At 51.4% G+C, this 24079-nt stretch carries 21 protein-coding genes; 13 read left to right on the top strand and 8 right to left on the bottom strand.

The genetic code is table 11. The features are described 5' to 3' along the window. Positions 1 to 4: 4 nt before the first annotated feature. The 4 genes from nuoL to ACFSW8_RS00910 are packed head-to-tail and all read left to right on the top strand — an operon-like array spanning position 5 to position 5190. Positions 5 to 1804 carry an NADH-quinone oxidoreductase subunit L gene (nuoL, locus tag ACFSW8_RS00925; RefSeq protein ID WP_377091180.1) on the top strand — a complete coding sequence of 600 codons (1800 nt, stop codon included), beginning with the start codon at positions 5 to 7 and terminating at the stop codon, positions 1802 to 1804. Positions 1805 to 1842: 38 nt separating this feature from the next. After that, complete coding sequence (locus ACFSW8_RS00920) at positions 1843 to 3288, top strand: complex I subunit 4 family protein (RefSeq protein ID WP_377091181.1); 1446 nt, start codon at positions 1843 to 1845, stop codon at positions 3286 to 3288. A gap of 40 nt (positions 3289 to 3328) precedes the next feature. Further along, positions 3329 to 3706 (top strand): GxxExxY protein, encoded by a 378-nt coding sequence (locus ACFSW8_RS00915; RefSeq protein ID WP_377091182.1) that lies wholly within the window; start codon positions 3329 to 3331, stop codon positions 3704 to 3706. A 47-nt stretch (positions 3707 to 3753) separates the two neighbouring features. Beyond that, a complete protein-coding gene (locus tag ACFSW8_RS00910) occupies positions 3754 to 5190 on the top strand; it encodes an NADH-quinone oxidoreductase subunit N (protein ID WP_377091183.1) in 1437 nt (478 codons plus the stop codon). A gap of 270 nt (positions 5191 to 5460) precedes the next feature. On the opposite strand, the gene ykgO is transcribed toward ACFSW8_RS00910, so the two are convergent. Further along, positions 5461 to 5625, bottom strand: a complete 165-nt coding sequence (gene ykgO / locus ACFSW8_RS00905; RefSeq protein ID WP_105041962.1) for a type B 50S ribosomal protein L36 — start codon at positions 5623 to 5625, stop codon at positions 5461 to 5463. Between the two features lie 111 nt (positions 5626 to 5736). Beyond that, entirely contained in the window at positions 5737 to 6345 is a 609-nt protein-coding gene (gene aat, locus ACFSW8_RS00900) for a leucyl/phenylalanyl-tRNA--protein transferase (RefSeq protein ID WP_377091185.1), read from the bottom strand. Positions 6346 to 6375: 30 nt separating this feature from the next. On the opposite strand from aat, the gene ACFSW8_RS00895 reads away from it, so the two are divergent. The 8 genes from ACFSW8_RS00895 to ACFSW8_RS00860 all read left to right on the top strand — a co-directional run bounded on the left by ACFSW8_RS00895 (position 6376) and on the right by ACFSW8_RS00860 (position 14460). After that, entirely contained in the window at positions 6376 to 7533 is a 1158-nt protein-coding gene (locus tag ACFSW8_RS00895; protein WP_377091186.1) for an LptF/LptG family permease, read from the top strand. Between the two features lie 20 nt (positions 7534 to 7553). Further along, entirely contained in the window at positions 7554 to 9410 is a 1857-nt protein-coding gene (locus ACFSW8_RS00890) for a SulP family inorganic anion transporter (RefSeq protein WP_377091187.1), read from the top strand. Between the two features lie 11 nt (positions 9411 to 9421). Next, the gene (locus tag ACFSW8_RS00885) at positions 9422 to 10126 is read left to right on the top strand and encodes a hypothetical protein (RefSeq protein ID WP_377091188.1); all 705 of its coding nucleotides are present in this window, start codon (positions 9422 to 9424) and stop codon (positions 10124 to 10126) included. Positions 10127 to 10186: 60 nt separating this feature from the next. After that, the gene (locus tag ACFSW8_RS00880; RefSeq protein ID WP_377091189.1) at positions 10187 to 10681 is read left to right on the top strand and encodes a YceD family protein; all 495 of its coding nucleotides are present in this window, start codon (positions 10187 to 10189) and stop codon (positions 10679 to 10681) included. 30 nt (positions 10682 to 10711) lie between these two features. Next, positions 10712 to 10894, top strand: a complete 183-nt coding sequence (gene rpmF, locus ACFSW8_RS00875) for a 50S ribosomal protein L32 (RefSeq protein WP_347440879.1) — start codon at positions 10712 to 10714, stop codon at positions 10892 to 10894. Between the two features lie 121 nt (positions 10895 to 11015). Next, complete coding sequence (gene plsX / locus ACFSW8_RS00870) at positions 11016 to 12041, top strand: phosphate acyltransferase PlsX (protein ID WP_377091190.1); 1026 nt, start codon at positions 11016 to 11018, stop codon at positions 12039 to 12041. 148 nt (positions 12042 to 12189) lie between these two features. Next, complete coding sequence (tal, locus tag ACFSW8_RS00865; RefSeq protein ID WP_377091192.1) at positions 12190 to 13137, top strand: transaldolase; 948 nt, start codon at positions 12190 to 12192, stop codon at positions 13135 to 13137. Positions 13138 to 13713: 576 nt separating this feature from the next. Then, positions 13714 to 14460, top strand: a complete 747-nt coding sequence (locus ACFSW8_RS00860; protein ID WP_377091195.1) for a metallophosphoesterase — start codon at positions 13714 to 13716, stop codon at positions 14458 to 14460. 184 nt (positions 14461 to 14644) lie between these two features. On the opposite strand, the gene ACFSW8_RS00855 is transcribed toward ACFSW8_RS00860, so the two are convergent. The 6 genes from ACFSW8_RS00855 to ACFSW8_RS00830 all read right to left on the bottom strand — a co-directional run bounded on the left by ACFSW8_RS00855 (position 14645) and on the right by ACFSW8_RS00830 (position 23255). Further along, entirely contained in the window at positions 14645 to 17860 is a 3216-nt protein-coding gene (locus ACFSW8_RS00855; protein ID WP_377091615.1) for an efflux RND transporter permease subunit, read from the bottom strand. Further along, positions 17860 to 19011, bottom strand: a complete 1152-nt coding sequence (locus tag ACFSW8_RS00850; protein WP_377091196.1) for an efflux RND transporter periplasmic adaptor subunit — start codon at positions 19009 to 19011, stop codon at positions 17860 to 17862. Before ACFSW8_RS00850 ends, ACFSW8_RS00855 begins: the two co-directional genes overlap by 1 nt. Positions 19012 to 19017: 6 nt before the next feature. Then, positions 19018 to 20421: an efflux transporter outer membrane subunit gene (locus ACFSW8_RS00845; RefSeq protein WP_377177214.1), complete on the bottom strand. Its 1404-nt coding sequence runs from the start codon at positions 20419 to 20421 to the stop codon at positions 19018 to 19020. A 169-nt stretch (positions 20422 to 20590) separates the two neighbouring features. Beyond that, positions 20591 to 21616 (bottom strand): type III polyketide synthase, encoded by a 1026-nt coding sequence (locus ACFSW8_RS00840; RefSeq protein WP_377177212.1) that lies wholly within the window; start codon positions 21614 to 21616, stop codon positions 20591 to 20593. Continuing rightward, positions 21613 to 22620, bottom strand: a complete 1008-nt coding sequence (locus tag ACFSW8_RS00835) for an NAD(P)/FAD-dependent oxidoreductase (protein ID WP_377177210.1) — start codon at positions 22618 to 22620, stop codon at positions 21613 to 21615. Before ACFSW8_RS00835 ends, ACFSW8_RS00840 begins: the two co-directional genes overlap by 4 nt. A 5-nt stretch (positions 22621 to 22625) precedes the next feature. Then, positions 22626 to 23255 (bottom strand): class I SAM-dependent methyltransferase, encoded by a 630-nt coding sequence (locus ACFSW8_RS00830; RefSeq protein ID WP_377091200.1) that lies wholly within the window; start codon positions 23253 to 23255, stop codon positions 22626 to 22628. Between the two features lie 94 nt (positions 23256 to 23349). Here ACFSW8_RS00830 and ACFSW8_RS00825 point away from each other — a divergent pair, with 94 nt between their 5' ends. Beyond that, positions 23350 to 23856, top strand: coding sequence for a septal ring lytic transglycosylase RlpA family protein (locus ACFSW8_RS00825; protein ID WP_377177208.1), 507 nt, complete (start codon positions 23350 to 23352; stop codon positions 23854 to 23856). The last annotated feature ends 223 nt before the right edge of the window (positions 23857 to 24079 follow it).

Genomic DNA, 24079 nt, shown 5'->3' with positions numbered 1-24079 from the left:
TTTCATGAATTTACCCATTCTACTCCTCATCCTGCCTTTGCTCTCAGCTGTGGTTATCCACTTCCTGCTGCAGCAAAAACTGGCCAATGTCGCTGCCGTACTCGGCTCCATCGCCACAGCGCTCACTTTCGCTATTTCTGTGAGCCTTTTAGGCGCAAATAACACTGTAGACCTCTTCACCTGGGCGCAGATTGGAACCTTCCAGTTAGATATCGGCCTCCAGCTCGATAAACTCTCCACGGGCATGATGATCGTGGTGACGGGAATCGGACTCCTCGTCCACCTCTTCTCGCTCGGATACATGAAAGACGATGGCGCCAAAGCTCGCTACTTCGGAAACCTTTCGCTCTTCATGTTCTCCATGACAGGTATCGTCCTGGCGACAAACTTCGTCATGATGTTTATCTTCTGGGAGCTCGTGGGTCTCTCCTCCTACCTCCTCATCGGCCATTGGTACCAAAAAGACAGCGCCGCTGACGCCGCTAAAAAAGCCTTCCTCTCTAACCGTGTTGGCGATTTCGGATTCATTATCGGCATCCTTATGATCTGGGGGCTTGCCGGATCTATCAGCTTCGACTCTATGAGCATCGCTGCTGGCACCCCATTTATTGGAGCTGCCATCTTGCTCGTTTTCTGTGGTGCCATTGGTAAATCCGCCCAACTCCCACTCCACGTCTGGCTTCCCGATGCCATGGAAGGCCCCACTCCTGTCTCCGCATTAATTCACGCCGCAACCATGGTAGCGGCAGGTGTCTACATGATGGCTCGCTTCTTCTTCTCCATCGGCTTCGAGGCCATACCAGGATGTTCCGCCGACACCATTGCCTACATAGGTGCCTTCACCTCCCTCGCTGCAGCCTTGATGGCAACCCAACAAGATGACATCAAGAAAATCTTAGCCTACTCTACCCTCTCACAGCTTGGTTACATGGTCATGGCTGTTGGCCTCGTTAACCCCGATGCTGGAATGTTCCACCTCTACACCCACGCCTGGTTCAAGGCCCTCCTCTTCCTTGGGTCTGGTGCAGTCATCTACGCCTGCCACCATGAACAAAATATCTGGAAAATGGGCGGACTCTTCAAAAAAATGCCGATCACCGGCATCACTTTCCTCGTCGGCACCCTCTGCTTGACCGCATTCCCGATGACTTCTGGATTCTTCTCAAAAGAAGCCATCCTTCATGCCGCTCACGACAAGCCCTTCTTCTACTACCTCGCTCTCTTCGTAGCGACCCTCACGACTTTCTACATGTTCCGCCTCATTTTCATCGCCTTCTTCGGTGACGCCAAAGACGAACATGCGTCACATGCAAAAGAAGTACCTCTCATCATGGCTGTTCCACTCGTGATTCTTGGCCTCATGTCTCTCCTTTCTCCCTTCCTCGCCAAACTTATCCCCTCCTCAGCACAATTCACACCTGAGACAGGATTCCACATGAACCTCACCACCGGCCTCTCCATCGGAGCATTCATCATTGGCCTCGCACTCGCTTTCGCCCTCTATAAAGGGAAATCTAACGACCCAATTGCCAATAACAGCCTCATGAAGGTCTTCCGGAATAAGTTCTATATCGATGAAATCTACGACGCTCTCGTAAAAATCTTCCAAGACCTCGTCGCAGCTATTGTCCACTTCCTCGATGAATTTGTCATCAATGGCCTCATCGTGGGGGGATGCACTCGCCTAGCCCAAGGTGCAGGGAAGTTCTTCAACACCAAACTCCAATCCGGCAGTCTTCAGAACTACGCGTTTCTGCTCGGTGCTGGAGTGATCATTGTTATCTATCTCGTTACTTTCCTCTAATCACATAGCAACACCAATCCCTAGCACATTCTATCACCATGCTACTCGCCTTTCTTATCCTCATTCCCATTCTAGCAACTGTTGCGCTGCTAGCTGGAGCTCCAGCGCGACTCACCACCCTCGGTGCCGCTGCCATCAATTTAATCTTGGGACTATTCGCAGCAAGCTGTGCATCTTGTGTGAGCACACTCAGCTTCCCCGTGCTGCAAAACCCATCCATTCACTTCAGCCTAGGCCTCGATGGTATGAGCGCCGTCCTCTTGGCTCTCTCAGTCATCGTAACGATGGCCGCCGCACTCAGTGGTAAATGCCCAGAAGGTAGAGAAAAACTCTGGTACTCCAGCATCCTGCTCATCTCAGCTGGTGCAATCGGTGCCTTCATTTCCACCGACCTCTTCTTCTTCTACGCCTTCCATGAACTCGCACTCATCCCCACATTCCTCATGATCGGCATCCTCGGACGTGGGGGCCATGAAAGAAAAGAAATTGCCTGGAAAACCACCATCTACCTCGCATTTGGCTCCATTGTCTTGCTCGGTGGACTCTTGCTCGCAGCAAGCCAACTCGATAGCCTCGCATTTGCGGACCTCAAACCAGTCTCCGAACACCAAAATGCCATCGCATTGCTTCTCATCATTGGTTTTGGCACTCTCGTCTCACTCTTCCCATTCCATTCTTGGGCGGCTCCAGCTTATGCCTCAGCACCCGCCCCTGTAGCCATGCTCCACGCAGGTGTGCTCAAAAAGTTTGGCCTCTACGGACTACTCCGTGTGGGTCTCGCTGTCGCTCCAGAAGGCATGGCCCACTGGCTCAACCTCTTATTAGTTCTCCTGCTCTGTAATATCATCTGGGTCGGACTCGTCACGATCAACCAGAAGCGTCTCGACTCCATGCTCGGAAATTCCTCAGTCATGCACATGGGCTATATCTTCCTTGCGATCGGTGCAGCCATCTCCTCAGGTGGAGAAATTCTGGATTCTAACGGGGCGATGACTCTCGCTGCCTCCGCCGCCGTTCTCCTCATGTTCGCCCACGGAATTTCTATCGCACTCTCATTCTCACTAGCCTCCGACATCGAATCAAAAACTGGCACCCTCGAGATGAATAAACTCGGTGGACTCGCTAAGACCGCTCCCAAGCTTTGCTTCCTCTTCGGCCTGGTCGCCATGGCCTCTATCGGTCTCCCGGGCCTCGCAAACTTCGCGGGCGAGATCATGGTCTTCTTCTCAGGCTTCGAAGCTTGGACGAGTGATCAAGCTCTCGGCCCCGTCCAGATTGCCACTATCATCGCGATCTGGGGAGTCGTCATCAGTGCCGTCTACATGCTGCGCGCCTTCCGTAACACCTTCCAAGGCCCACTAGAGGAACGCTGTGAAAACGTCTCTGACCTCACACTTCTCGAAAAAGCCCCAGCAATATTGCTCAGCATCGTACTCCTCGCTGTTGGCCTCTATCCAAACCTACTTCTCAACCTCCTTCGATAGATTCTAACCGCAGATTTCGCAAATTAGACAGATTATTTTCATGGAAGCATTCCCTCATAAAGAACTCAGCTATGAGATCATTGGAGCCTCAATGGAAGTTCATCGAACTCTGAAACCTGGACTAGATGAAAAGCTTTATGAGAGAGCTTTAATCATTGAACTAAACAAAAGAGGACTACACGCAGCCCAGCAAAAGCAATTTCCCGTAAACTACAAAGGCACGGCAATAGGAACTCTCATTCCTGATTTAATTGTAGACGATAAAATCATTGTAGATGCAAAAGTCGTCAGCGAGTTCTGCTCAGCTCACATATCACAAATGCTAGGATACCTCAACATTACGGATCTTGAGGTCGCTTTATTAATCAATTTCAAAAACGCCTCACTAGAACATCAGCGAGTTTTTAAAAAATTATAAATCTGTCTAATCTGCGAAATCTGCGGTTAGAAAAACTACTCTACACCATGCAATACTATTTAGAATTTTTCGTCGCTGGCCTCGGCTTGGTCCTTCTCCTCTGGGAAGCATTTGCCTCGCCAAAAAAGAAAGCCACCCTCGCACTCGTTGGTGCAGCTGGCCTTACGGCGGCCTTCATCGCCCTGCTCTTCACCTCATGCTCCACCTGTAATGCTGAGGTTCCCTCGTGGATGGCTCGCTTCTACAGCAATGAGGGATACGCCCTCTTCTTCAAAGGTTTTGCTCTCCTCAGCACAATTCTGGTCCTCTTGATGAGCTTCGACTTCCAACAAATCATCAATAAGTACACCAGCCCAGATGGTTCTGATGCCAATGCTGGGGAATTCTACTGCCTCCCCATCTTCGCCTGTGCTGGCCTCATGTGGATGGCCTCCGCCACTGACCTCGTATCCATCTTCGTGTCACTCGAACTCGTCACCATCGCTTTCTATGTCATGGTCGCCTTCATGAGACGCAATGTTGGTTCACTCGAAGCTGGCGTCAAATACCTCATCCTGGGGGCGCTCTCTACTGGCTTCCTCGTCTACGGAATCGCATGGCTCTACGGCACCACAGGAACAACTAATATCGCTTCCATGGGCACACCTGAGTCCTCTACAGGATTACTCTTCGGTCTGGCTCTCATCATCGTGGCTCTGGGCTTCAAAGTCGGTGCAGCCCCAATGCAACTCTGGATTCCTGATGTCTACCAAGGAGCACCCACGCCCATCACAGCATTCCTCTCAGTCGCGTCTAAGGCAGCCGGCTTTGGTGTCGCAATCACCATATTGCGCCCCTTCCTTACCTCCGAGTCCACCCAATCGAATGTCGCACTCATCCTCGTGGTCATGGCCGCGGCCACCCTACTCTACGGAAATCTCGCCGCACTTGCTCAGAGCAACTTTAAGCGACTCCTCGCATACTCCTCCATCGCCCACGCCGGATTCCTTCTCCTCGGACTTGCCACAGGAAACTTCAGCAGCGTCTTAGTCTACTTGGCCATCTACCTTCTGATGACCTTTGCCGCTTTCTACGTACTCGGCCTCATCCGCTGTGAAGACGATTCTGACGAAATCTCTGCTCTCAACGGCCTGTACAAGCGCAACCCTCTCCTAGCCCTCGCCCTTACCGTCATCATGGCCGCTATGGCAGGTGTCCCACTCACAGCGGGCTTCATCGGTAAACTCTACATGTTCGCCGCCGCAATCGACAATGTCGACACCGTCAGTTGGTTCGTCATCGCCATCGCTTTCCTAGGCGCAGCAGCCGGCTTCTACTACTACTTCAAGATCATCAAAGCGATCTACTGGTACGAACCATCCAAAACTGAAGCCATGAGTATTCCTATCATTACAAAGGCTGCACTCATTGTCCTCACCCTCGCTCTCTTGGTCCTCGGCGTCTACCCTGCACCACTTGAAGCCTTGGTGAGTACACCACTCTAATCCACAGCCTCGCACTCCCCCCAAGCTCTGGATGCTCAAATGAGCATTCGCCCCCCCTCTGCCTCCCTGTAGCAATGGTGTTTCCTGCAACCCGCCAATCCTAGGCCCTCTGGCTCCCCGCTCACCATAATGAGCCATATCTGAGCTCAATCACCTTGCCCTATCACAGTCCCCCGAGCACCAAAAGCCCAGTCCCCACAACACAAAAAAGCTTTCTCCCATACTTGGAAGAAAGCTAAAGTCTTCAGCGATTTGCTGAGTAAAAGTAAATTACTTAACGCCCTTTTTGGAGAGCTTCGTAGCACGCGTAGTGCCCTGACGAGCTTTAAACTTAGGGTTTGTCTTGCAGATAACGTAAAGTGTGCCCTTACGCTTAACCACCTGACAGTCTTCGTGGCGGCGCTTCATGGAGGCGAGTGATGATAAAACTTTCATGTCTTGAAAAGATTGCTGTTTGGGCTGCGCAAAATACGGATCTCCCCTGCCTTGTAAAGCAATTTCTACTGAAATCTTGGGAATTTTTCCAATCACCATTAGCTTTCAAGCTCAAGCACGCACTCGCATTGCCTGTGCCAGCATTCCCAGATAGTGCTTACGCGGAACTTCCTCCCCTCCAAATTGCTTGAGATGCTCGGTCATCCATTGCGTATCCAATAACACCACCCCCTCCTCACGCAGCCACTCCACCAAGTGAACCAACGCTATCTTACTCGCGTCAGTCTTGCGACTAAACATGCTCTCACCAAAAAAGGCCCCATAGTAACGCACCCCATACAAGCCCCCCTGTAAACCCTCCTCATCCCAACACTCGACTGAGTGCGCAAACCCTAGCTTAAACAATTCGTGGTAACTCTCAATAATGTTCGCATCGATCCATGTCTCGTCGCGCTCCGCACATCCCTTCATCACTTCCACAAAGGCTGTGTCCATTTTAACCTCGAAGGGCTCTTTGCGCATTGCTTTGCGCAATCCCCTCGGTATGTGAAACCGCTCATCTAGAGGAATCACCCCACGCATCATCGGTGAATACCAATTGATCTCTCCTTCCTCAGCCATCGGAAAGACCCCTTCGCTGTACGCTCCTAGTAATATCTGCGGCGGTATGAGATTCACTAACATCCATCCTATGCCGCTCGCTAAAAATTGCAAGTTCATCGCATCCCATCACCTGATCGCTCCCAAAATTTGTCCAAACCAACACTCGACTTCATCACAGCTTATGCTGAATATACCGAGACATCCATGCTAACAGCTGACCGCTACATAGGAAAACAAATCTTCACCACGACCCTGTTCGCCGTGCTCATTCTTAGTGGTGTTTTCCTGCTTGGAAATATCTTCAAGGAAGCGCGCCCACTCTTCGTCGGAACTCACCCTTCCCCCTACCTAGTCTTCGAATTCATCGTCAGTGTCTTACCCTTCTCACTGATGTTCACTATCCCATTCAGCTTCCTCGCTGCTGTCATGCTCGTTTTCGGGCGCCTCTCGGCTGATAACGAAATCGTCGCCATGCGCATGGCCGGTCGCGGCCTCCCACGGATCGCCCTTCCTGTCTTTCTAATCGCGGCCTCTCTCTCCGCCTTCTGCTTCTGGCTCAACGTCCAAATTGCCCCTCAAGCAAAAGGCCATGTCAAAAGCCTCCTCATCGAAGCTGTCCAAGAAGACCCCAATAAGTTCCTCGACCCCGGAGTTGTCCAAACCCAACTCGACGATAAACGCATCTACGTCAAAGCGCGCGAAGGCGATATGCTCTATGGCGTCCATATCCACGATATCGGCGACGAAAGCACCCAATACGGTGAAAAACTCTACACCTACGCAGAAAAAGCACACCTCGCTATCGACCTCGATAAAGGCCAACTCCAGCTCCGACTCGAGAATGCCACCGTCGAAACCATCAGCAACGACGGCATCCACACCCCCATCAGTATCGAAGCCGTCAACCCCGTCATCTTCGACTTCAATACCGAAAGTAGAAAAAGCATCAAAGCTTCCTCGATGACCAATAAAGAAATCGAACAATACCTTGCCGAAAACCCAGACCTGGAAGCAGAGCGCGTCGCCGACTTTAAACGCCAACTCACCCACCGAAAATCCTACTCACTCGCCTGTCTCGCATTTGCCCTCATTGGGGTTCCGCTCGGCATGACAGCACGACGGAAAGAATCCTCCAGCGGCTTCGCCCTCTCCCTCGCTATCGGTCTTGGCTATTTCCTCTTCTTCATATTCGCCAACCAAAGTGATGCCGATTCAGCCCAACTCGCTACCATTTTATACTGGCTGCCTAACGCCTTAGCACTCATGATAGGCATTTACCTGTTCCGTCGCGCACGCCGTAGATAATTAGATTTCCCCGCCACACCATGGCAAAACATAAGCACCCCATCAGGAACCTCTGGCGCAACGTCTCAAAATTCTTCCATGAGAACGCGCTCGACCCATTCCCCATCCGCCATTGCCTCGGGGACCTCAAACCCAAGGGCATTGCAGCTGACGCCAAGGCCGCCCTCAACGTCGCCCTCCTGAGTCTCCCTCAGGGCATGGCCTACGCCGCCATTGCGGAACTTCCCATTTTCTACGGAATCGTTTGCTCCATTATCGCGGCATTCATCGCCCCAATCTTTGCGAGTTCTCGCTTCACCATCCTTGGCCCTACGAATGCCACAGCCTTCATGGTCTTTTCCTTCTTTGTCTCGCACCCCGAGATAAACCTCGAGAGTAAGATGCTCATGATGCCCCTGCTAGTTTTCATGGTAGGAGCTCTCTCCGTCGCGGGTGCCTTCTTCAAAGTGGCTGACCTCCTTCAGTATGTGAGCCGTAGTGTCCTAGTCGGCTACATCACCGGTGCTGCCATCCTGATTGTTACCAATCAATTAAAACACCTTCTCGGAATCGCCGAGCCAATGTCAGAAGTCGGCGCCAAAACCTTCTTCAGCATCGTCCAAGCCACAGCCAACCTCAACCACCTCTATCAGTGGGAACCCTTTCTCATGGGCGTAGGTACCCTCATCCTCTACTTGGTTCTCCAACGCAAACTTCCCGTACTTCCCAATTTCGCCATCTGCCTCACCCTCGTGACCATCGTCTCTACCCTGCTCCGTTATTTCTTGCCCGAGCAGATGGCCCCCATCACCACCTTCACGAGCTTCCAATCCTTTGACTTAAGCCCCAGTGTCCCGACTCTCGATTTCGACCTCATCTCCTCACTCTTTGGGGTTGCCTTCGCCATCGCGTTCCTAGCATCGCTGGAAAACACCGTCATGGGCAAATCGCTCGGCTCTCGCAGTGGTGAACGCCCCGACGTCAACCAAGACATGCTCGCCGTCGGCATGGCGAACCTCGGCTCCTCACTCCTCGCCCCCATGCCAGCCTCTGGCTCCCTCACGCGCTCCGCCCTCAACTTCGAGTCCGGTGCCAAGTCCCGCTTCGCATCCATTTACAATGCCCTACTCTGTCTCGTCGGCTTCTGGGCCCTCATCCAACTCCCCATCGTCGAAAATATTCCAAAAGCCGCCCTCTCAGGTCTCGTCATTGGCATCGCATGCTCACTCATCAAATGGCATAACATCCGCATCTGTCTGAGAACGACCCACGACGACGCGCTCGTCGTGCTCACCACCTTCGGCGCCACTCTCATCACCCGCCTCGACTACGCCATCTTCACCGGCGTGGCACTCTCCATCACCCTCTTCCTCAGAAAAGCATCCAAACCACACCTCATCGAATACGAAGTCAGTGACGAAGGCGACCTCCGTGAGCTAGATGCTAAAAAAGGCCGCCCGAACCCCGCCATCTCCATCGTACACGTCGAAGGTGACCTCTTCTTCGGAGCTGCGGACCTGTTCCGTACCCAAGTCCAACGCACCGCTGCCGACCCTAACCTCAAAGTCATCATCCTCAGGCTCAAAAATGCCCGACACCTCGATGCTACCAGCGTGATCGCCCTAGAAAGCCTCGTACGCCACATGCGTGAGCAAGGAAGATTCGTCCTCATCTCCGGCGCCACACGTGAAGTATACAAGGTACTCAAGCTCTCTGGCGCCCTTGATACCATTCAAGATGGATGCGATCGTTCTGAAGGTGAAACCAATGTCTTCATCTATTCACCGAGTAACCCCAACCTCTCAACCCGCGATGCCCTCATCCGCGCCCAAGAACTCCTCGGTACCAAGAAGGCAGACATCAAGATTTTCTACGATCCTGCCCATAAGAACAAATAGACCCAGACCTTATGCCGACGCAGCTCCATTCTCGACCCCTCCTCCTACTCACGGTCATCCTCTGCTGCACACTCAGTCTCTGCGCCCAAGAATTCGATTCCCTCACCACCCGCGCCGGAAAAATATTCCAGAGTGTCAAAATCCTCAAGCTAGAGGCTGACGGCATCACTATCATGCATCGTGACGGAGGCTGCAGAATTCTCGTCGAAGACCTCCCACCAAACATCCAAAAGCAACTCGGCATCAGTGATAATGAAGCCGCGCAAACACTCCGCGCTCAACGTAGCCAGACCCAAAAACATCTCGCAGAAAAACAACGCCAAGCCCACGAGCTCGCTGCCCGCAAAAAGCAACGCGCTATGATCGCAAAGCTCGTCGCCCAACAAGAATGGGAATACTCGAAAGAAGCCAAAGTCACTGTCCTCAAAAAACATGAAAAGGGCTACATCTGCCAAGCCGTCCATCCTGTCCTTGTCGATGTCACCAAGCAAGTCACCACCACCCTCGGTGGCAAAAAAACAATCGTCGTCGGCAAAAAACGCATCTTCCCTGACCACAAACTTTCCCCAAAAATCTTCCTACTCTCCGAAAAACGCCTCAGCCCAGGCCGCGCCTACGAACTGCGCATCCTCCACGAAGAACCATACGTCTACTCACACCCTGATGGAACCACCCAGCACATCGAACAATACCGCAGTATCACCGAAAAACCCTGATTCCCTACCCAAAACGAGTTTTTCATTGAAAATCCCCATTTCCCCCCCCACTAGTGAGCCATGAAAACAGCACTCGTAATCGAATTAGCCAACCTCCCAGAGGAAGGCAAATCCTTCGAAGGGGAGCTCGACCCCGCACTCTATGACCTCCCAAAAAGAGACGCTAAACCAGCCGGTCCACTCTATTACGACCTCCATGTTCAGCGCTTTGAAAATGAATTACTCGTACGCGGATTCCTCTCCAGCGCCTTCGAATTTGTCTGTGTGCGCACCAATAAAGAATTTATCAAAACAATTTCTATCGAAGAATTTGCCAACTCATTCGAGATCGACTCCGGCAATGTCGACCTCACCGAAGCCTTACGGGAAGAGGTTTTGATGGCCTTCCCAGCCTACCCAAGATGCGATGAAGCAGACGAACCACTCGAATGTAAAATCGATGAACGCTATTTAGCAGTAGACAAAGACCCCAATGATGGTGTAGACGAAGCGCCCCAAAGCACGAGTGATGACCGATGGGACGCACTCGACCAGCTTGACCAATTTAAAGACTAACCACTAACCGTCTCCTAAAGACACAAGATTATGGCAGTACCAAAGCGTAGAACATCCAAAATGAAGCAGAAAATGCGTCGCGGCGCAAACCGTTGGCGTGCACCTAAACTCCAGACCTGCTCCGAGTGCGGTAGCCGCGTTCCTGGCCACATTGCTTGCCCATCCTGTGGCAACTACGGAGGCCGTCAGGTTCTCGAAGTTGACGCTCTCTAATCTCGAGCGCGTGCTCATCGCACGCAGCCAATACGACTTTTCCAAAACGCCGCGGTAATATCCTTTACCGCGCGTTTTTTTTCGTGTTCAAACCCAAGGCAAGCAACGATCACCACCTTTCATGAAAATCGCATTAGACGCAATGGGCGGAGACAATGCCCCCCTCGTCAATATCGTCGGGGCAAAGGACGCCCTCGCCCTCTATTCCAAAATCGAAAAACTCTACCTCGTAGGTGATGAGTCCACCCTCAAAGCTGAATGCTCAAAACACCTGCTTAATGACCCACGTGTCGAAATTGTCCACGCACCTGATGTCGTCGAAATGCACGAATCCGGTGCCAAAACCCTACGCTCCAAGAAAAAATCGTCGATCGCCGTCGCCACTGACCTCGTAAAGTCAGGAACTGCAGATGCAGTCGTCAGCGCTGGAAACACAGGCGCGGCCGTGGCCACCGCCACACTCAAACTTCGCACACTCAAAGGAGTCGAACGCGCCGGCATTGCCTCCCCCATCCCTAACGAACATGGCGTCTGTAACCTTCTCGATGCAGGTGCCAACCCAGAGGCAACCGCCAAACACCTCGTCACCTACGCCGTCATGGGAGCCATCTACTCCAATCACGTCATGGGAGTTCAGCAGCCCGTCGTCGGCCTCATGTCCAATGGTGAAGAAGATGAAAAAGGGAACACCCTCACGAAAGAAACCTTCGCCATGCTAAAAGAGCTCGAATCCACCGGTAAATGCCCCTTCGTCTTCAAAGGCAACGTCGAAGGCCACGACCTCTTTGAAACAAAACTCGATGTCGCACTCTGCGACGGCTTCACTGGCAATATCATTCTCAAATCCTGTGAAGCCACGGCAAAGGCCATGTCCAAATGGCTGAAAATCGAATTCAAACGGACACCATTCCGCGTGCTTGGTGCAGCCATGTCCCGCGGCGTCTTCAAGGCCGTCAAACAGCGTTCTTCATATGAATCCTACGGTGGTAGCCCACTCCTTGGCGTCAATGGTGTCTGCATTATCGCCCACGGTGGTTCTTCCGCCCTCGCCATGCAAAACGCCATCCGCGTAGGCATGGAAACCGTCGAACAAAGTGTCAACCCACACATTGAAGAGGCTTTGAGCGCCCTCCATGTAAACGACTAACCAATCTCCCCCCTTCCCGATACAGCGGCACTCCACACCAGTGGACTGCCGCTTCTTTTTTGACCAGATCTGAAATGTCGCGTACGGATGACGTAAATGTCGCTAATTTGACTGTGCAGCCCCCCTCTATCAATACGACAATGCTGTTATGTCCAATCAACTCGATACACTAAAACAATACACAACCGTCGTTGCAGATACGGGTGATTTCCAATCTATCAGCGAATTCCAACCTCAGGACGCCACAACCAACCCCTCACTTATCCTCAAAGCGAGCCAACAAAGCACCTACGACTATCTCATCCAACAAGCCATCGACCAAAGTGATGCCAATGACCCCCAACGCCTAGAGAGCATCATCGACCGCCTCCTCATCCTCTTCGGTCTCGAAATCCTCAAGGTCGTTCCAGGCAGAGTTTCCACGGAGGTCGACGCCAGACTCTCCTTCGATACTGAAGGCACCATCGCCAAAGCAAAAGAGCTCATCGCGGCCTATGAAGCAGAAGGCATCAAACGCGATCGCGTACTCATCAAAATTGCCTCAACATGGGAGGGAATCAAAGCCGCCGAAGCCCTCGAAAAAGAAGGTATCCGCTGTAACCTCACCCTCCTCTTCTCTATGGCACAAGCCGTCGCCTGCGCCGAAGCCAATGTCCAACTCATCTCTCCATTCGTCGGACGTATCTACGATTGGTATAAGGCAAAAAATAATACCGACTACACCGGCGCAGACGACCCAGGTGTCCAGTCAGTCACCCAAATTTTCCAGTACTATAAAAAGTTTGGCTACTCCACCGAGGTCATGGGTGCCTCATTCCGTAATACCAGCCAAATCATCGAACTCGCCGGATGTGACCTCCTCACCATCAGCCCAGGCTTGCTCGAGCAACTCCAAAATAACAACACGCCTATCAGCCAAAAACTCAGTGCATCCGCCGCACAAGATGCCACCATCGAGAAAATCCATCTCGACGAAAAAACCTTCCGCTTCCTCTTCAACGAAGATGCCATGGCCACCGAAAAGACAGCAGAGGGAATCCGCTTGTTCTCCGCTGACATCGTCAAGCTCGAGGAAATGATCAAAGCGCGCATCTAATAGCAATGAGCAAAAGTTCCTGGTAGTATTTTCGAGCTGATTTTGCCGTTTCTCAAGGAATGAGAAAGAAGTGGTGCGTCCACCATGCCTGACGAATGACACAGAGAAACGGCAAAAGCAGCCGAAACTCCTAAACGATGGCGTAGCCCAATCCATAACCTAACAATCATAAATACTACCAGAAAATTTTGTGAGTTGGTATAAGCCTCACTGATCCCCCCAGCTGCTCTCTGCGCCAGTCCCACCAGACTGGCGCATTTTACTTCCCCATCGCTTGGATATTCCGCTACAGTGTGACACTTCCGTCACCCTCACTCACCCAATTCCTACCACTTACCTAACAAGTGCGGAAAAATGTTCAAAATCATACCAATCTCTAGTTGCGCAAATTCTCTATTTAGTTCATGCCACATCCAGCACCTTCACCAAAGTTCCCTCCTCTACAGTTGAGGCTCGGAGCCGCTTCCTGCGACCAATGAGCTACCATCTTAGAGAAGTGTGCCGAGGTCTCTCTCTTGACTATTTCAGGAGTCATGGTGCTGCCCCCTAAACAACCACCCACTGACGTACATCCGAATGGCTCTCTATTGTATCGGCGACATCCATGGCAAATTCACAGAACTCACTCAAGTTCTCGCGAATCTCCCCTCGGGTGCCCAGATTGTCTGTGTCGGTGACATCGGACTCGGATTTATCGACTCCAGAGAACCTTCATGCCTCGCAGAAGTCGATGTAATGGCCGCCCAAAAAGGACATACCGTCTGGCTCATGCGCGGCAACCACGATGACCCAAAGATCTGGCACGAAGAACGTTCAGACTGGAATGCAGCCCTCACTAATGTCCGCATACCCGCTGACATCCATCGCATGAAAATCGAGAACGTCCACGTCATCATGGTCGGCGGCGCTACCTCGCTTGACCGCAGCCACCCAGAGCGTATCGATAACCATAATTGGTGGAAGGACGAAGCCGTTGACTCCGCCGCCCCCCGTCAAGTCGAACTCATGGTCGAAGCATACGGCCGAGCTGACATACTTATCACCCACGCCGGCCCCATCGAAGCTGAACCTCCACTCGCACGCGATGAAACCAGTTTCAATTATTACTCACAGGTTGACCCGAAACTCGCTGAAGATGTGAAATCAGAACGCGAACTCATTTCCTCCATCGTCACTGCGAGCCAAGCCCGCACAGTTGCTTTCGGCCACTACCACGTCAGCCTTGAGAGCAACAAAGGGCCCGTCCGCTATCGGTGCTGCGCCGAGCTTGAACCCTGGCAATACGTTAAGCGCTCCATCCTCCCCCCACTTCCCAGCCTCTAATACCATTGAGCGAAACGAAATGGACGAAGGGTCGGAATGAGATTGCAGAATATCAAGGCGGAGTGAAGGAGCCCCACACGCCTGGGACATCTGAATGACAACGATGGTATAATCGTAAGATAATCCGATTTAACTCACAGGGCTTAACCACACTCCATGCGTCTGAGAGAAGATATAAGCTCCCCTAGCTTTGCCGCTTGAAAACGAGCCTCCCCGTGAATCGTTTCACATCCTCAAGCATCAAGTAAACGCTCGGCACCAAAATCAGCGTGATCGCCGTCGCAAATAAAATCCCAAAACCCAGCGACACTGCCATCGGAATCAAAAATTTCGCCTGCATATCAGTCTCAGTTAACATCGGCATCAAGCCCGCAAAAGTTGTCAAGGAGGTCAATATAATCGGACGAAAGCGACGTGCCCCCGCATTCCAAACCGCTTCCAGCAAGCCACCCTCATCCTTGCGGTGACGATTCACATACTCAACTAAAACGAGAGAATCGTTCACAACCACACCCGCCAAAGCAACCAAGCCACATAAAGACATAATGCTCAAATCCATCCCTAACAATATGTGACCAGCCACTGCACCAACAAAACCGAAGGGAATCACTGACATCACAATAAATGGCTGCAAGTAACTCTTCAAAGGAATCGCCATCAAAATATAGATCATCAACAAAGCAAAGAGAAACTTCTGCCCCATCTCTTTCACACTCGTATTCTGATCCTCTTGCTCCCCTCGGTATCCCCAAGTAACTCCCGGAAATTTGTCACTCAACGGCCCAAGTACCGATTCATTAAATGTTGCAACCACCGTGTTCGCATTGGCTCCTGAACTCTTATCAATGTCAGCGGCTATGCTGATAGAGCGCCTGCCATCTACTCGGTTGATCGTCGAAAGCCCACGGTATGCCTCACCACGAATGACCTGACGAATCGGCACCTCATCACCACTCGGTGTCACCAATCGCACATCCTCCAAGGTATCTAATGCCTTACGCTCATACTCAGGGTAGCGCACCATCACCTTCACCTCATCCCGGCCACGTTGAATCCGCTGCACTTCATCACCAAAGAAAGAACTCCTCAGCTGCTGCGACACACTCGCCACCGTAAACCCCAGTGCGCGCCCCGCATCTGTTAAATCATCACGGTGAAACACGATCTCCCGTTTCCCCATTCTCCAATTGGTGCTGATGTCAGTCACCCCTGTCATCTCACCAAGCCCATCAGTGATATAGTCCGCAGCTGCTTTCAGCTCTGCTAAATCTTTTCCTGTAATCTCAATATCAATGGCATTCCCACCACTATTCGTCTCCTGCTTAAAGGACAACTCCACCACACCAGGAATTTGCCCGATCTCCCTGCGCCATGCTGAAATGACCTCTCCACCTGACCACTCCCGGTCAGCCGCAGGAATCAATTCTAAAGTTATTTCCCCCAGGTGGCTGCTCACCATGTCACTCCCAGGTGTGAAACCAGTCTGAAATGGCTGCGTCCCAGCACTCGCCAAATAGTGCGCAATCACACTTTGCCCATCATAGCCTTGATATTCCTCACCCACCTTGCGCGCTGCTGCCTCAATCCTCTCAATCGCTGCATCCGTCGTCTCAAAGCTCACCCCTACAGGCATTACCAACTTGGCCGATACTACGTCCCCCTCCACTTTCGGCATGAACTCAAAAGGCACGCGACTACTCGCAACCAAGCCCATCGTTATCATAAGCACAGCGACAAACGCTGACCAAACCACCCAACGAGCATGCAACACCCTCCTCAGTACTGGACGATAACAATGCTCGATAAACCACTCCAATCCATCTGCAATCCAATGCTGTAATCGCGTCAATGGCCCATGGTTTGCCTTGTTTGCATCACGACTCTTCAGCAATGCTAAGTGCGCAGGAAGTACCAACTTCGATTGCAACAATGAGAAAAAAAGCACAGGGATCACTACCAATGGAATGTTCGGCCAAATCTTCCCACTCACCCCACTCAATCCTAACATCGGTGTGAAAGCCGCCATCGTCGTCAGAATTCCAAATGTCACCACTACCCCAACTTCATGGGTCCCCTTCCACGACGCTTTCTTAGGAGACTCACCCCTCCTAATCCTACTGTAAACATTCTCCCCCACAACAATCGCATCATCCACCACAATCCCTAACACTAAAATAAAGGCAAAAAGCGAAATCATGTTCACACTCACCCCAAATTGAGGCATCAACCACACCCCACCTGCAAACGATACCGGTATCCCAATAGCCACTAATGCAGCTAATGACGGCCTCAAAAATAATGCCAAAACGATAAATACCAAAACTAACCCCCATCCTCCATTCCTCCCTAACAACGAAAGTCGCCCTCCTAACATCTTACTCTGATCATTCCATAACTCCAAACTCACTCCCGGAGGAAGCTCCCCTGGAGCCACGCGCTCAATGTAATCTCTCACCCCCTTGGCCAAGAGCATCGTGTCCTGCTCACCCGTCCGGTAAACGTTGACCAAAGCAGCATTGCGTCCATCAAAACGCGCTTTCAAATCAACATCCTCAAATCCATCCACAATCTTAGCGATTTCCCCCAACACCAGCTGCTCGCCAGTCTCACTGCTCACAACAACGACTTCTGCAAAATCCGCCGCCACCTTCACCTTCCCCTTTACCCTCACTACAACCTCACCACTTTTCTCCCTAACACTTCCCGCCGGTAAGTCTAATGAGGCAGCCCTCAAAGCATTCGCCACCTGGTTTAAAGTCAAACCATGTCGCCTCAATGTCTCTTCGGGAATTTCAATAGAGATCTCATAGGGACGTACATTCGCTAAGGAAGCCTTCGTAATATCCGGCTTCCCCCTCAATGCCTGATCCAAACGCTCAAAAAAACTATCCGGCTCAGGTGCCCTGTAATTTAATAACCCGTCTCGAACCTGCTCAGCCATCCGTCTTAACGACATCTCATCCACATCCGCACTCACCGCCACACTCATCACCTGATAGGACAATAAAAGCTCTTCCACGATGGGCTTCTCAGCCTGCTCCGGGAAAATGCTAATCGCATCTACCCGCCCCTTCACATCATCCATCACATTGCGCACGTCATAGCCATTCTCAACCTCCACTGTGAGTGCTCCCAAGCCCTCAGTGGCTGTCGAAGTATAACGCTTCACACCATCCACATCCGCCACAGCATCCTCTAAGGGTAAGAGAATCCCATCCTCAACCTCCTCAGGGGTCGCATTCGGAAACGGCACACTCACCGTCACCGCATCTAAACTCGTCTCAGGAAATACTTCCTTCTTCAGCTTAAACCACGTCGTGATACCAGCGATCAAAATCACTAACATCAAGAAATTGCCAGCCACATGATTGCGGCTAAACCATTTGATCATCCCTTCCATCACTCAACCGCAGGGTCAACCCGCATCCCTTCTATTGGCAGCTCAATCGGACTCGTGATCACCTTGTCCCCATCCACAAATCCATCCGTCAGCACCACATACTCGCGCTCGCGCCTCTCAACTCTCACACTTCTCACCTCAAGTTTGCTCTCCTTGCTCACTACCCACACACTATCTCCAGACCTCAGCGCCTTCCGAGGTAGACGTGCAGCCTTATCAAACTCTACACCGCCAAATGTCCCCTTCACAAACAACCCAATAGGAGGAAGCTTAAACATACCCACACCATCAGATTCTAACATTTCTACAACAACCATCATCGTGTGTGTCGAGCGGTCTATCATACCCTCAGTTCGCACCACCTTCCCTTTCCAATCCTTCACCGCACGCCCCACCTCAGCACGCACCCTCACATCAGATCCCACCAAGGTTTCAGGAAAATAAGTCACGTCTACCAAACTCATAGGCATACGAACCTGCACTTTATCTGCTTCGTAAATCTCCGCAATACGACCAGTCCTCACTAAGTACCCGCCAGCGTCGACATACGCGTTGGCCACCATGCAAGCATATGGTGCCTTCACCTCAGTTCGCTTCAGGTCGCGCTGCGCTTGCACCACACTCGCCTCCGCAGCCACAACCCTTGCCTTCGCACTTTTGAGCTGAGGCTCTCTCAAAATCAAACTACTCGGCTCACCGCCCCTGCCCAACTTTTTCCAGTCACGCAATGCCTGAACCGCCCTCGCTTCTTCCTGTGCTAACTGTAACTCCGCATCAGCCACATTCGCTCTCGCCTGCTCTAACTGAGCCTTATAATCAGCGGCACTCACCCGTAGCATCAACTCACCCTTCTCAAATCTTCCTCCCGTTTTTAACTTCGATGACAAAAACTCCACAGCCCCCCCCACTTCACTGACCAATACAGTCTGAGTCACAGCCTCCACCTGCCCCTGCGCACTTAACTCCACCTCATATGCCTCTTGCTTAAGCATGTGCCACTCAACCCGAGGCACAATCTCCTCTCTCTCATTCTGCTGCGCCTTCTTCGGGTTGTTCACAAAATACCCCATCACCAAAAAACCAAGCCCTAAGACCACAACCATCGCTATGAATTTCACAAGGGGCCGAATCACTCTATGTTGCTCACTCATGGCTTACTACTTCTTTAATCTAAATTCTCCTCCGAGCGCCAAATGTAAATCAACCCGGTTATCCAACTGAATCCTTCGCAGGGTCAATAACTGTGAAGACAATTCAACAGCCCTACTCTGTGCAGATAATAAGGTCAGAATGTCTCCATTCCCCTCAAGATAGTCATTGTTAGCCGCCACTGCTGCATCACTCGCCAAGTCAGATGCCTTCTTGACCCCAGCAACGCGCTTCTTCAGCCACCCTTCTAACATTAAAGCATTCTCAACTTCTCCAAAGGCTCCTAAAACCACCCCTTCTAGATTTGCCATCTCCTCGCGCTCCTTAGACTCCCTACTTGCCTTTTCCCCCTTCACGCGACCACCAGTCAAAATATTTTGCGTGATCGTCGTCCCTAAGGACCATGTACTAAAGTTGTTATTTACAATCTGCTCTAAAGCATCACTCGCCGTCCCAGCAGAACCTGTCAGGCTGATAATCGGAAATAATGCCCGCTTGGCTTCCTCTACACGCGCCACCGATGCTGCATACCTGCGCTCCGCAGCAATCACATCTGGACGCCTCTGTAATAAACTCGATGGCACCCCACCCGGCGGCCTCTTCGGCATGCGAGTGAGATTCCCCGCCCCCTTCAGCTTAGCCGCTGGATACCTTCCACACAATAACTCCAAACGCCGCTGCGCTAACCGCACTTCACTCTCACGCTGAGAAACCGTCGCTTCTGAATTGGCCAAATCCGTCTGAGCCAGCCGTAATTGACTCGCAGAACCTCCGTCCCCACCTAAATTTTGCTCAAACCTCTCACGAATCGATTCAACAGAAGAGGCCCGAATCTCAGTCACCTCCTTTGATAAACGCAGCTGCTCATTGGCCTCACCCAATGCAAACCACGCCTTACAAACCTCCGCAGCCAATGCCGCCTCCGCAGCCTTTGCATCTAACTCAGCCGCCTGAGCATCCGATATCGCTGCCACTTGCCCCATGCGAATACGCCCCCATAAATCAATCTCCCAATTCACCGTCAGATCCGCAAAACTCCCATTCTCAACCGAGGAACCACCAAATGGCAAACCAATGAATTGTCGCTTGCTCCTGTCCGCCTTCACCTCAGCAGCCAAGGTCGGTCTAGCTGAAGCCCCAGCCAAATAAGCCGCCTTCTTTGCCTGAACCACACGCTCAGCAGCAGCCCGCATGTCCGGATTCCGCGACACGGCCTCAGCCACTAACTTATTCAAACTCTCATCCCCAAAGCTCTGAACCCACTGCCGATCCACACCAGCCTTCCCTTCCTTACTCGCTGTCCAGCTGTCAGGCGCCATCTCCTCAACCTTCAGCATCTGAGACGCCGGTGGCTTTGCCGCACACCCCACTAACACTAATATTAAACAACCAATAGCAACGCGCCGCCACATGAAACAAAAACGTTTGTTTACTCCCCTCGTCACACAAGCCGTGGCTAAACTACCATGGTCACTGGTAAGCTGAGCCGCTGTGTCTATTCGGGATTCAACACGGGAGCATCTCATTGCGCTAAGTGGCCTCCAAAATAATCCCCATCTCCATTCCTGCAACTCCAAATACTCAAGAAACCCGGATTAATTCACAACTGTGTGCCGAAAAACCCGCCCCAAAACTACACATCCATATCCTATCCGCTTCGGGATCCTCATCTAACAAAATCTCTAAAGCCACCAAAACCGACGGACTACTTAAATTGCCATACTCTCTCATAACACGCCGTGCCAAGGTATTCTCTTTAATGGGTAAAACTTCCTCTAGCTGTTCAATAACATCTCTCCCTCCTCCGTGAGTTACCCAATGGGTAGGCTCTAGCAGCTCTCTTTTCTGGTACAACGCTTCCACTGCTTTCCCTGCTAACTCTGGAACTTTTCTATCTAACTGATTACGCAATTTTCCTTGAGCATTAGTAAAACGAATCATCTCCCTTTCCTCGGGCATATGGATGGACTCAAAGGCCCCTACTGAAAGCCCCGCCCCAACACCTTTCCAAACTCCAGCTGAAGCTCCGTCTCCAAACAAACACGTACTGATCAATACCCCAAAATCATCTTCCACATAAAATGCCGCCGAACAGATCTCTACAGCCACCGTCACCACTATCGCATCTGGGTTTTGAGCTAGGAATCCGGATGCCACACGCAGCATAGGCACTGCTGCACCACACCCTAACCCAGTCATATCCTGTAACAGAACATCAGCCCTCATACCTAATTGCTCCGCTAAATGAGAACTCACTCCAGGGCATAAAAAACCCGTACAGCTGCAGACAAACAAAGCATCAACCTCCTCAACCTTCACACCCGCCTTCTCTAATGCCTTCCTCACTGCTCCAGAAGCAACGCGTGGAGCATCCTTCTCATACGCCTCATTAAGCTCCTGAGCATCTCGACTCCAAGCATCCTCTAGACGATCCAATGCAAAGTGACGCTTATCTATCCCACTGTCCCCACCTAACACTTTGCTTAATAAAACCCGTGACCTACCATCAAGGCAGGGCCAAAAATCAGCCTGCTCCATCCCCTCTAAGCAGGCACTTTGACTATAAGATGATTCTGGAAATGAACTAGCTATCGATTGCAATATCATGGTCTTCTGAGTCGTGAAAATAATTGGGTAATAGGAAGAAGCCTCCAACGGCTTAACCGTCCTAAAGCCTCCCTTCCCAGTGGGTGAAAAAAGAGTGGGTGAAAAAACTGGGCCGTACGCATGCGCCGCTTAAACATCTGCTGGGTCTCTCGCTCGTAGCGCGCACTTAAATCAGTCCAAGAGAGTGCACCTCCTGCGTAGTTAACTAACAACGGTGATAACAAGTGGCTCGACTCTAATGCCATACTCATACCATTTCCCGAATAGGGTGGAATCAAATTAAGGCTATCTCCTATACACACTCGCCCCCTTCTTTGCTGCTGACCTAGCTCAAAGCCCGCTGTCGCGGAGAAAGATGCCTCATCCATACTCGCCCCATCTAACCTCTCAGCTAAACTATGCATTCCATTGGCTCTCAGGTAAGCAAGAATTAGCTCCTTACCCCGGCCTTTCCCCTCCCCATCAATCAAAAATAAACCACAAGCATTAACCACTCCTGCACTCACCTCACATAAACCCATATAACCACCATTCCCTACATGCATTTCAAGCCCATCGAGCCCCTCCATCAGAAAATGCGCTTTCAAACCAATCCATCGCTTCCCACCTTTCTTGGATTTCCCAGCAGCCCATACAATCCCCTCACCATCTGCCCCCCCTGCGCGTTCCCCAACACGTAAATCCCCACCCAGCTTCTCAAACTCGCCGGCCAAACGTTCATCTAACACATAACGAGATATCCCCCTAGCTGGACTCGGTAAGGCACGCTCTAAAACACACTCATCGTCCACCCACCACAGCATTCGCCTGTGTACCAGAGCATCATCTAGTAAATTTAAAACCCCCAAGTCCTTCAAAACTTCATCCTCAACCCCACAGATAAATTCACCACAAACCTTGTGCTGCGGGTACCTTCCAGCCTCAGAAACTTCTACAGCAACCCCCTGCTTTCGTAAACTTATCCCCAGTGAAAGCCCCGCGAGCCCACCTCCCACAATCTTCACATCACTCACTCGCAAACCACCTTACTACGCAAGCTGCCAAACATTCCAACTTCCTCATGCCAACTCCCCTGTAGTGCCAAACTCTCACCAAGCTCGCCCGGAACAAACCCAGCTTTTATACTCACAATCATGTCGTGACGCGTCACTCTCCCCATCAATGGCCGGATCAATTTCCCCCAAAATAAAGCCGATGAAGAACGCACTGGCTCATGACAAATCCACCCCCCCACATCACTAAACATCTCATCTAACTTCCTCAACTGCCCTTCATCCAAATGGTGCAAGAACATATTCGTCACTACCAAAGTCTCCTTACCAGCCGCTAATCCAGCCCCCAAAACATCTCCTTGCTTCCACTTCACTCCACCATGCACCCCCCTTGGCCGCCCCTGTAAATCCATCGCTAAAACTTCTAACTGAGGATAGGCCTCTTTAATTCGACTACTTAACTTCCCTTCACCAGCACCTAACTCAATAACACATTCGACATCCTCAAACCCAGCTATCTCATTCACAATCCATCGTTCCCCCCCCATCATCACATTCACAAACCTTAAGTCGGCGCGGCTTCGCATAGCCGCCGGATCATCCGGCGACAAAGTGTCCAATATCTCTGGCTCGACTATTCGATTCATCAACCTAACACATCATTAGACAGCTTCTGTAAAACGCAACAGAAAATGCACTTTCTATGTGACACCACCCCCTACTTCTACCTACACTCCCGTCATGCGTAGATTGCTGACTCTCACTTTCCTGTTAGCCTTACCTATTTTTACAATCTCTTGCTCATCTGGCTACCAAGGCTACATGACTCGTTCCTACACGATTCGCGGCACCCACTATCAACCAATGTCTGTCAACCAAGCCCTTAACCACAGCGAAGTCGGCATCGCCTCTTGGTACGATGAATCAAGCTGGCTAGGCTTCAAAAGGGGCAACACATCACTTGGTGAAAAAGTACAACCTTGGCACGTCTCCGGAGCCCATAAAACACTCCCACTGCCCTGCGAAGTCAAAGTCACTAACCTCGAAAATGGTAAATCAGTGAAAATGCGACTCAACGATCGGGGTCCATTCATCCCCGGCCGCGTCATCGACGTCACACCTCGCGCCGCCAAAAAACTCGACTTCCATCACAAAGGGCTCACTCAAGTCAAAGTCGAAGTCCTCTCCGTCGGCGACGGCAAATACAAACGAAAAGCCAAACGCAAAAAGCGCTTTCTCATCTTCTAGTGTGGTGTGGATGTAGCCGCCTCCCCCCCTGAGCCCATTCCATATTTGAACATGCATCTCCACTCCCCGATTTGCATCGATCTCAATGAGCCATAGCCACCCTAACTGCTAGAAGCGCATCTCGCCTGCAAAGAGTCTCCTACCAATCTCTCTCTTCCCTCCAATCAACAAGCACTCCAGCGATAACAGACTTTACCCAACGAAAGGAAAAACTAAGCCCTAT

This window comes from Rubritalea tangerina (genome assembly GCF_042683245.1).
Taxonomy (GTDB): domain Bacteria; phylum Verrucomicrobiota; class Verrucomicrobiia; order Verrucomicrobiales; family Akkermansiaceae; genus Rubritalea; species Rubritalea tangerina.
Note: the sequence above shows the minus strand (reverse complement) of the source record. Positions and strands in the feature narration are given on the sequence as shown.

Bases quoted from the DNA above. Each gene is read 5' to 3' on its own strand.
- nuoL (WP_377091180.1), top strand. From the start codon at position 5: ATGAATTTACCCATTCTACTCCTCATCCTGCCTTTGCTCTCAGCTGTG.
- ACFSW8_RS00920 (WP_377091181.1), top strand. From the start codon at position 1,843: ATGCTACTCGCCTTTCTTATCCTCATTCCCATTCTAGCAACTGTTGCG.
- ACFSW8_RS00915 (WP_377091182.1), top strand. From the start codon at position 3,329: ATGGAAGCATTCCCTCATAAAGAACTCAGCTATGAGATCATTGGAGCC.
- ACFSW8_RS00910 (WP_377091183.1), top strand. From the start codon at position 3,754: ATGCAATACTATTTAGAATTTTTCGTCGCTGGCCTCGGCTTGGTCCTT.
- ykgO (WP_105041962.1), bottom strand. From the start codon at position 5,625: ATGAAAGTTTTATCATCACTCGCCTCCATGAAGCGCCGCCACGAAGAC.
- aat (WP_377091185.1), bottom strand. From the start codon at position 6,345: ATGAACTTGCAATTTTTAGCGAGCGGCATAGGATGGATGTTAGTGAAT.
- ACFSW8_RS00890 (WP_377091187.1), top strand. From the start codon at position 7,554: ATGGCAAAACATAAGCACCCCATCAGGAACCTCTGGCGCAACGTCTCA.
- ACFSW8_RS00885 (WP_377091188.1), top strand. From the start codon at position 9,422: ATGCCGACGCAGCTCCATTCTCGACCCCTCCTCCTACTCACGGTCATC.
- ACFSW8_RS00880 (WP_377091189.1), top strand. From the start codon at position 10,187: ATGAAAACAGCACTCGTAATCGAATTAGCCAACCTCCCAGAGGAAGGC.
- rpmF (WP_347440879.1), top strand. From the start codon at position 10,712: ATGGCAGTACCAAAGCGTAGAACATCCAAAATGAAGCAGAAAATGCGT.
- plsX (WP_377091190.1), top strand. From the start codon at position 11,016: ATGAAAATCGCATTAGACGCAATGGGCGGAGACAATGCCCCCCTCGTC.
- tal (WP_377091192.1), top strand. From the start codon at position 12,190: ATGTCCAATCAACTCGATACACTAAAACAATACACAACCGTCGTTGCA.
- ACFSW8_RS00860 (WP_377091195.1), top strand. From the start codon at position 13,714: ATGGCTCTCTATTGTATCGGCGACATCCATGGCAAATTCACAGAACTC.
- ACFSW8_RS00855 (WP_377091615.1), bottom strand. From the start codon at position 17,860: ATGGAAGGGATGATCAAATGGTTTAGCCGCAATCATGTGGCTGGCAAT.
- ACFSW8_RS00850 (WP_377091196.1), bottom strand. From the start codon at position 19,011: ATGAGTGAGCAACATAGAGTGATTCGGCCCCTTGTGAAATTCATAGCG.
- ACFSW8_RS00845 (WP_377177214.1), bottom strand. From the start codon at position 20,421: ATGTGGCGGCGCGTTGCTATTGGTTGTTTAATATTAGTGTTAGTGGGG.
- ACFSW8_RS00840 (WP_377177212.1), bottom strand. From the start codon at position 21,616: ATGATATTGCAATCGATAGCTAGTTCATTTCCAGAATCATCTTATAGT.
- ACFSW8_RS00830 (WP_377091200.1), bottom strand. From the start codon at position 23,255: ATGAATCGAATAGTCGAGCCAGAGATATTGGACACTTTGTCGCCGGAT.
- ACFSW8_RS00825 (WP_377177208.1), top strand. From the start codon at position 23,350: ATGCGTAGATTGCTGACTCTCACTTTCCTGTTAGCCTTACCTATTTTT.